We start from the raw sequence: 8,361 nt of genomic DNA, 5'->3' as shown, positions 1-8,361 counted from the left end.
CATCGGAGGACCAGACCGTCTTCGAGCCCGGCATGACCGTGTCCGTCCAGCCTGCCATCTACCTTCCGGGACTGTACGGCGCGCGGATCGAGGACGTCGTCGTCTGCACCGACATCGGAGCCCGCCGTCTGAACCAGAGCACCCGCCTACTCATCGTCACCGACCGCTGACCGAGCGTCCAGGGGTGCCCGCGGTTCGTTCGCGTCGGGTCCGCGCCGCACCGCGGGCGATGTCCTGGGGCGCACCGATCGTGGTGAGGGCGGCGACTCCGCTAGGGGAGTCGCCGCCCGGTTGGACGAGGTGGCTCAGGAAGCCGAGGGCTGTGCCCGGGGCTTGAGCGGGGCCGTATCCGCGGCGGTGGGCTCGAGGATCTTGAAGGCGTGCATGGTCAGGCCGCCCAGGGCCAGGAGAGCGGCGACGAGGAGGAACAGCCGGCCGGGCGTCCAGTCGGCGTCCAGGAGCCGTCCGGCGACGGCGGGGGACAGGAGAAGGCCGCCAGGATTCGCGAGGCGTTGCGCACCGAGCATCTGGGGCAGCCCACGGTCGTCACTGCTGCCTACGCCGCCGCGGTCCGCTCCCAGGCCGCGATCCTGACCGTGCTCAACCAGCAGGGCATGACGCTGCAAGGGCAGGTGGAGGACCATTTTGGCGCGCACCCGGCCGCTGAGGTCATTGTTTCCCAGCCTGGACTCGGGTTGATCCTCGGCGCCCGGGTGCTCGCAGAGTTCGGCGACGACCCCGACCGCTACGCCACCGCCAAGGCCAGAAAGAACTACGCCGGCACCAGCCCCATCAATCGAGCTTCCGGCAAGAAGAAGACGGTCATGGCCCGGTACGTTCACAACGACCGGCTCATCGACACCCTCGACGCCCGGGCCTTCGCGGCTCTCACCGCCTCACCCGGCGTCCGCGCGTACTACGACCGGCTCAGAGCCCGCGACGTCGGCCACCACGCCGCGCTCCGTCAGCTCGCCAATCGCCTGGTCGGCATCCTCCACGGATGCCTCAAGACCAACACTCCCTACGACGAAGCGACCGCCTGGTCGCATCACTCAGAACAGCTCGCAGCTTGACGCCTACACCGCTGAAATGTCTTTAGACGTCATCTCATTTGGGGAGCCTGCGGTAGCAGATGAGGGTGCAGGCGATGCTGGTGAAGGCGAGGAAGTGGTCGGCCTTGCGTTCGTAGCGGGGTCACCACGACTCGTGCGGACCACGCGGGGCGGCCCGCAGCAGGACCTACCAGTCCCCCTCCTCGCCGCCGCGCATGTGACGCCACTGCTGGACGACCTCCCGCGCACCGCGTGCCAGCTCGGCGTAGTGCGCCGGGCATTCCCACAGTTCGCGGGCCGAGAGCTCGACGGGCACCGGAGTGTCCGGGTGGTCCTCGGGCGCGTACAGATGCACCACCGCTTCATACCGGGAGTCCACGTGCGTGGTCTGCGTGGTCGCGGACCAGGGGTGCCCGGGGTGCTCGCACGAGGCGTCCGGGTCAATGGTGTCCAGGGCCGCGACCAGGTCGCGTGCATAGGAGGGGGGCAGGCCGTCGTAGGTCTGGGCGATGCCCATCCACAGGGACAGGAACAGGCCGATCCGTTCCTCGTCGCGCACCTGCCCGGCCAGCCAGCGACGGGCGGACCACAGCGCGACGGGGCCGGTGTTGTCCTCCCAGGAACGCCGGATCGCCTCCTGCAGGTCGACGATGTCGATCCCGCCGTCGTCCCGGAGGAACCGCGCGTCGAGGTGGGAGACGTCCACACTGCCAAAGAGCTCCTCGTGGGCCTCGCGCATGCGGGCGGCGGCCCCGTCGGCAAGGTCGGCGAGGAACGCCTCGCAGTCGAACGCCGCCAGCTCCTCGCCCTCCAGCCCGTACTCCTCGGCGAACACGGCACGGCCGGCCTCGGACAGCATGCTCACCCCGGCCTCGACGCCGTACTCGTCGTCCACGTCCGTGGGGTGGGCTCCGGCCGGGCAGGTGCAGGACGCCGGGTCGAGCGTGGCCCGCAACCCTTTCAGGGCTTGCGTGTACGACGCGAAGAGGGACTTGCTGAATACGCGTGCGGTGACGTACCAGCACGTGGTGTGGAGCAAGATTGTGTACCCGGTCCGTTCCCGGCGCCACTGCGGGGTGCCGATGCGGTCGAGCGCGTCCGCCGCGTCGCCGGCGAGCAGGCCGAGGGTCGCCGGCGGGCTCCCTTGGGGGTAGTCGCTGACGATTCCGCAGAGGTCGGAGATCAGTTCTTTGTGGTCGTCGGGCAGGGTGGGGGTCGCTCCAGTCACGTCAGTAATCGACGACGCAATGGGCTGGCCGGTTCCGCGCGCAGGTCGGGGCCTCACCGGTGGACGCGTTCTGCCCGGGGAAGTGAGCCGAGCAGGCCCCTGGGTACTAACCGCACGACCCCATCGCCGTGGAGGTGCAGCGTCCCGACCCGCAGACCGTGTTCAGGATCCCTGGGGGCCTGGACCCCCTACGCGCCCGGCAGCCCGTGGCCGCTGCGCACCGGCCGCACCTGGCCGACGGGGGTCACCAAGGACCCGGTGGAACGCAGGTTCCCCGCAGTGTCGTTCGGGCCGTCCGGGGCGACGGCTCACCGCAGGTTTACCGAGTGGACGAAGGCCAGGGTGTGGGCCAACCGTCCAAATGAGATGACGTCTTAGTCTGAAGCGCCCTGGGCCGGGGGGCTGCTACGCTAGCGCTCGTTCGGTACTGGATCGGCGTGGGAGGGAGGTGAGGTTTGATGACCGCGGTGAAGACCGCTGCCATGCGCAGCGCCCGGACCAACCTCACGTCCCGGGCCCCGGTCTGACCCATCTTCGTCTCCCGGCCTTGAGCCATCCGGCTCGCCAGGCGGGTGATTCCGCGTCTCGTCGGGGCCCCTTCTCCGCAAGGGTCTCACGTTGCCACACACGTACACCGATCCATCCGGCCTGTCCCGGTACGGGTGGACCGGGACACTCGACCGAACCTTCACCGAACATCACGAAGCGGGGCTCGTCCCGGCCCGGATTTCCCGGGTCGATCGCGGCATGTGCACGGCGATCACCGCATCGGGCCCGACGCGGGCCACGTTCGTCGCGCCGCACCCGTCCGACCCGCTCCTGACGCCCTGCACCGGCGACTGGGCCGCCCTGCGCCCGGGCACCGAGCCGCACCTGGTGGCGCTGCTGCCGCGACACGGCGCGATCGTGCGCTCGTCGGCGTCCCGGTCCTCCCACGGGCAGGTGCTCGCCGCCAACGTCGACACGGTCGTCATCGCCCTGTCCCTGGCCACGCCCCTGGACCCGGCGAAACTGGAGCGGCTGCTCGCCCTGGCCTGGGAGAGCGGGGCGCAGCCCGTGATCGTCTTGACCAAGGCGGACCTGGCCGACCAGCCCGAGGCCGTCCAAGCCGAGGCCGGCGCGCTGGCACCTGGCGTGGAGATCCTGGTCACCAGCGTCACCACGGGACACAACATCGACGCGTTGGCGGCGTTGCTGCACGGCACCACCGTGTTGCTCGGCCCCTCGGGCGCGGGCAAGTCCAGCCTCGGCAACGTACTGCTCGGCGAGGAGCTGCTGGCAACCGGCAGAGTACGTGCGCAGGACGGTAAGGGCCGCCACACCACCGTCCGCCGTGAGCTGGTTCCCCTGCCCGGCGGCGGCGTCCTCATCGACACGCCCGGCCTGCGCGCGATCAGCCTGCACGACGCAGCCGACGGCCTGGAGCAGGTCTTCGCCGAGATCGAAGAGCTCGCGGCGCGTTGCCGCTTCGGCGATTGCGCCCACGACACCGAGCCGGGATGTGCGGTCCAGGCCGCCATCGAGGCGGGCGAACTGACCGAGCGTCGCCTGGACAGCTACCGCAAGCTGCAACGGGAGAACACCTGGGCGGCTTCACGTACCGATGCCCGGCTGCGCGACGAGCGCGTCAAGCGGCAGAAGGCCATCACCAGCCACCTGCGCGCCACCTACAGGTTCCGGGACCAGCAGCCATGACCGGCCGCGTCCCACCGACCTTCCCGACCGCTCACCATCCGCCGGGAGCCCGCACCACCATGCCCGAAGGCCCGCACGATTCGATCAGCGACCCGACAGCGGCGGCGCTGTTCGCCCTGCACCAGCCGTACCTCGACGAACTGGCACGAACCGCCGCCGACCGCGGCCTCGTCGTCCCCACGCTACGGGCGTCGATGGCCGACCTGCCCTTCCCGGACGAGAGCTTCGACCTGATCTGGGCCGAAGGCTCGGTGTACATCATCGGCGCGTCGTATCCACTCCCCGACCGCGACTGGTTCGAGGAGTACTACACGCCGCTGTCACAGCGCGCCCACGCGGCTGACCTGGCCGTGCCAGGGATGCGCCAGGCGGTCGCGGCGACCCTCCAAGAGATCACCATCTGCCGCGAGCATGCCGCAGACCACCAGTACACCGGCTACGTCCTGCATCAGCACAAGAACAAGGAGACGAACCCGACCATGACCCCTTCCTGGACCACCCGTCCGGAGAGTGCCGGCGACGTCACCGCCATCCGCGACATCAACCTCGCCGCCTTCCCCACCCCAGAAGAGGCCGACATCGTCGAGGCGCTGCGGGCCGACCCGCAGGCGTGGCTGCCCGGCCTGTCCTGGCTGGCCGAGGCCCCCGACGGCGATCTCGCCGGATACGCGCTGCTCACCCGCTGCCACGTCGCCGACTCACCCGCCCTCACCTTGGGCCCGTGCGCCGTCAAGCCCGAACACCAGCGGCGGGGCGCGGGGGCCGCCGCCATCCGCGCCGCCTTGCACGCCGCCCGCGAACAGGGCGAGAACCTGGTGCTCGTGCTCGGCCATGCCGAGTACTACCCGCGCTTCGGCTTCACCCCGGCCTCCGGGTACGGCATCCGCCCGACCTTCGACGTCCAGGACGAGTACATGATGGCGCTCGCCCTCGACCCTGAGCGGCCGGTCCCGAGCGGCGTCATCCGCTACCCGGCGGCGTTCGGCGTCTGATCTCCCGATCCTTGAACGCGGCGAACGGCCCCCAGCCGGCTGGGGGCCGTTCGGTCGCCGCGAAGGTCGGGCAAGCCTTCTGGTCGAACCTTGGACGCACACTCAAGCCACGCGGCGCCTGGACATCCACCGGGCACATCACCCCGCCCGCAGCCTGAGTCCCCGGCGCTCACGACGCCGGCACACCACCACAAACCGGCCCCGAGGGCCGGGGCACTCTCCTGCGCGCCCGCCTCTTCGGTTCCCAGCAGTCACAGAAGACTGGCCTCCGTAACGAAGAAGCCCCCGGAGCTTGCCGCTCCGGGGTTGTTTCGTCACTGCGGGGCTACGACTTTCGTCTGTACCCCTGCTTAGCACCGGAGAGGTTCACCGGCGACGTCCTGCCCCATCCAGCATCTGACTGTGCGGCGGTAGGCGGCGCCGGGGACGGTGCCGGGGACCTGGCGAACAAGGAAGAAGGCGAACTCACCTCTCCGGCCCCGAGCCCCGCCGACGACGGGCCCCCGACATACCGCCGGGGGCCCGTCGTCGGAACTTCCCTACAGTCGGCGTGTCACTGGTGCGCTTGAAGTACCTGGACCAGCGCGTCAATGCGGCATCCGGGCAAGACGCTCCCGGCTATCGCCGCCACCGTCATCGACGCATTCACTCATCCTGGGGGACCTGGTGGTGGATCCCATGTGCGGGTGCGGGATCGGCACCACCCTGGTCGAAGCAATCCATCTCGGCCGCGACGCCGCTGGCATGGAGTACGAACGCGCCTTCGTCGACCTCACCCTGAACAACCTCCGCCACGCCCAGACCCAGGGCGCCACCGGCCGTTACCAGCTGGCCTGCGGTGACGCCCGCGCCATCGCCACCGTCCATAAGGACCTGCAGGGAGAAGCAGCGCTAGTCCTGGCACCAGCTGGAGCTCCCGCCCACCGCGGCCGGGAGACGACGCGCGCCGCTTCGGCGTAGCGGGTTCGCCTCCCAGGACCACGCCGCCGACGAACTGCGCCAAGCGCGGGAGCTGCTGGCCATCGCCGGAGACGACGAAACCGCCCGGGTGCAGATCGCCGGTCTCATCGTCGCCACGGTCCGGGCGATCAAGCAGCTGCCTGATCCCGAGCAGGTGCGCCGCAAGGTCCGCACGGGCCAGGAGCTGAACCGGTCGATAACCGTAGGGGACTACCTCGACGCCTGGCTGGCCGGACGCAAAGCGCTCCGCGAGGGCACCCGCCGCTCCTACGCCCAGCACATCTGCCTCTACCTCAAACCCCACCTCGGCCACATCACACTGGAACGGCTCCGGGTCCGCGACATCGACCGGCTCTTCGACGCCATCGATGAACGCAACCAGCTGATCGCCCGCGCCCGCGAAACCGTCGACCTCAACCTGCGCGCCAAAGTCAAAGGCCAGCGCCTGGTCAGCGCGGCCACCAAGCAACGCATCCGCGCGACCCTGGGATCGGCTTTCAGTAAAGCGGTCCGCGAACGCCTCATCGAGTTCAACGTCGCCGCCCTGGTCGAACTCCCGTCCGCGAAAGCACCCAAAGCCTTGGTGTTGGACCGACGAACGCATCACCCAGTGGCAGGCCGACTTCGCCACGCACACCGAGCAGATGAACGCCCGCCGCAAACGCCAATCCCAGCTCGAACCCCACAAACGGATCGGGACCCACATCAACCGGCTGGACGCCTACATCGGCGCCCCACGCCCGTCCCGGGTCATGGTTTGGACACCCGCCCTGACCAAGAAGTTTCTGGACCGGGCCCGCTCGCATCGGCCGTATGCCCAGTTCCACCTGATCGCCTTCCGGGGCTCAGCCGCGGGGAAGCCTGCGGGCTGCGCTGGAGCGACATCGATTTTCCGACAGGGGACGGTGACGATCCGCTGGCAGATCACCCAGATCGGCCCCGACACCTTCCACGGCAAATCCAAAACCGACGCCGGAGAGCCACCATCAACCTCGACACCACCACCGTCAAGGAACTGCGCGCGCACAAGGCGCGGCAGAACACCGAGCGCCTCGCCGCCGGCAACGCCTGGACCGAGGCCGGCCATGTCTTCACCAACCCACCGGCGCCGCCGTCAACCCCAACGAGGTCACCGACCAGTTCGAACAGCTGTCCATGGAGGCGGGGCTGCCGCCGATCCGGCTGCACGACCTGCGGCACGGCGCCGCCACGTTCCTACTCGCCGCCGGGTACGACCTCAAAGTCGTCCAAGAAACCCTGCGGTTGTCCTCGCTGACCACCGCCTCCGACATCTACACCAGCGTCCTGCCGCATGTGGCGCGGCAATCGGCCGAAGACGCCGCCGCAATCATCCTGGACGCCCGCCGCACCCGCCGCACCCAACCACGCACCAAGAACGCCAAGAAGACCAACGCCTCAGCACCCGGGCCGGCTGCGAGGACGTCCCGGCCCGAGGCGGGGAACGGCGATGCGTTCCAGAACGGGCCGAAACTGCGGGGAGTCACCACGCTGACCGGCGGTGACCAGCAGCGACAGCACCTTCTGGCTCTGCTCGCACGACAGGCGGACCTTGATGGTCAGGCCGCCACGCGAACGCCCCAGCGCGTGGTCGGCGGGCTCGCCACCGCCGGGGGCGGGAGGTTCGGCCTGCTGGTCGGGACGGGTACGGGCCCCGGCCGCGTGCTGGTGGGCCCGGGCGGTGGTGGAGTCCACGCTCACCTGCCAGCAGATCAGCCCGGCCGCGTCCGCCCGCCCTTGCAGGCCGGCGACGATCTGCGCCCACACCCCCTCCCGCTGCCAGCGGCGGAACAGCGCGTACACCGCCTGCCAGGACCCATAACATTCCGGGACGTCCCGCCAAGGTGCGCCGGACCCGCACCCGCCAGCGGATCCCGTCGATGACCTGCCTTTTCGTCCATGGCGACGGCCGACCCGGACCCTTGGGGAACGGCAGCAGCGGCTCCAGCACCGCCCACTGCCCATCGGTCAGATCGAACCGCCCCGTCACCGCTAGGGTGGCCACGAGGTCTCCGGTATTACAGGTTCTTCGTCGTCGATAAACCCATCTACCGGAGACCTCGCTACTTAGAGATCACGACACACCGTCACACACCAGACTTCGAGACATGCCCTAGACGTCCTGACGGCACAGAAAAGCTCATGCAATCCCGATCTTTCTCGACGCCCCTGCGCCATCAGCGCCCGTCGATCCGGACCGCCGGCTTGCGACGCCGTCAGCACCCGGGGACTGAGCTGTTCGGGCTCTGTGGCCTGCGTCCCCATGCCTGAATGAAGAGGTCGGATACGACCAGTGAGCCTTTTTCAGCAGCGGTGTGGTGACTGTTGATCACATGATGGTCGCGGTCGGTGCATCTGCCCCGGAACGTCAAGGAGCCCCTGGTAGGACGGTTGATCTCTCACAACCCTCCGTCCA

General features: G+C 69.4%; 8 protein-coding genes and 2 pseudogenes. 7 read left to right on the top strand and 3 right to left on the bottom strand.

The window, feature by feature from the left end:
* Positions 1-170: M24 family metallopeptidase (locus tag J4557_RS48650; protein WP_208274723.1), on the top strand; the 170-nt coding region annotated here is incomplete at its 5' end.
* A gap of 210 nt (positions 171-380) precedes the next feature.
* Entirely contained in the window at positions 381-1,073 is a 693-nt protein-coding gene (locus J4557_RS48645; RefSeq protein ID WP_307800633.1) for a transposase, read from the top strand.
* A 34-nt stretch (positions 1,074-1,107) separates the two neighbouring features.
* On the opposite strand, the pseudogene J4557_RS48640 reads toward J4557_RS48645, so the two are convergent.
* Together J4557_RS48640 and J4557_RS48635 are read right to left on the bottom strand one after the other, a co-directional pair.
* Positions 1,108-1,191, bottom strand: a pseudogene (locus tag J4557_RS48640) (IS5/IS1182 family transposase); the annotation flags it as partial.
* Positions 1,192-1,239: 48 nt separating this feature from the next.
* On the bottom strand, positions 1,240-2,280 hold the full coding sequence (locus tag J4557_RS48635; protein WP_208274719.1) for a hypothetical protein: 1,041 nt from the start codon (positions 2,278-2,280) through the stop codon (positions 1,240-1,242).
* A gap of 747 nt (positions 2,281-3,027) precedes the next feature.
* Here J4557_RS48635 and rsgA point away from each other — a divergent pair.
* The 5 genes from rsgA to J4557_RS52565 all read left to right on the top strand — a co-directional run bounded on the left by rsgA (position 3,028) and on the right by J4557_RS52565 (position 7,829).
* Positions 3,028-3,975 carry a ribosome small subunit-dependent GTPase A gene (gene rsgA, locus J4557_RS48630; RefSeq protein ID WP_243777543.1) on the top strand — a complete coding sequence of 316 codons (948 nt, stop codon included), beginning with the start codon at positions 3,028-3,030 and terminating at the stop codon, positions 3,973-3,975.
* 479 nt (positions 3,976-4,454) lie between these two features.
* The gene (locus J4557_RS48625) at positions 4,455-4,967 is read left to right on the top strand and encodes a GNAT family N-acetyltransferase (RefSeq protein WP_208274721.1); all 513 of its coding nucleotides are present in this window, start codon (positions 4,455-4,457) and stop codon (positions 4,965-4,967) included.
* 744 nt (positions 4,968-5,711) lie between these two features.
* Positions 5,712-5,927 carry a hypothetical protein gene (locus J4557_RS48620; RefSeq protein WP_208274714.1) on the top strand — a complete coding sequence of 72 codons (216 nt, stop codon included), beginning with the start codon at positions 5,712-5,714 and terminating at the stop codon, positions 5,925-5,927.
* Between the two features lie 88 nt (positions 5,928-6,015).
* Positions 6,016-7,203, top strand: coding sequence for a site-specific integrase (locus J4557_RS52570; RefSeq protein ID WP_208274712.1), 1,188 nt, complete (start codon positions 6,016-6,018; stop codon positions 7,201-7,203).
* Complete coding sequence (locus J4557_RS52565) at positions 7,095-7,829, top strand: tyrosine-type recombinase/integrase (protein ID WP_504740044.1); 735 nt, start codon at positions 7,095-7,097, stop codon at positions 7,827-7,829. Before J4557_RS52570 ends, J4557_RS52565 begins: the two co-directional genes overlap by 109 nt.
* Here the strand turns inward: J4557_RS52565 and J4557_RS52465 are convergent.
* Positions 7,813-7,935, bottom strand: a pseudogene (locus J4557_RS52465) (transposase); the annotation flags it as partial. The gene J4557_RS52565 and the pseudogene J4557_RS52465 sit on opposite strands and share 17 nt — an antisense overlap.
* Positions 7,936-8,361 lie beyond the last annotated feature (426 nt).

Source organism: Actinomadura nitritigenes (assembly GCF_017573545.1).
GTDB classification, from domain to species: Bacteria; Actinomycetota; Actinomycetes; order Streptosporangiales; family Streptosporangiaceae; genus Spirillospora; species Spirillospora nitritigenes.
This window is presented reverse-complemented; position numbering and strand designations above follow the sequence as displayed.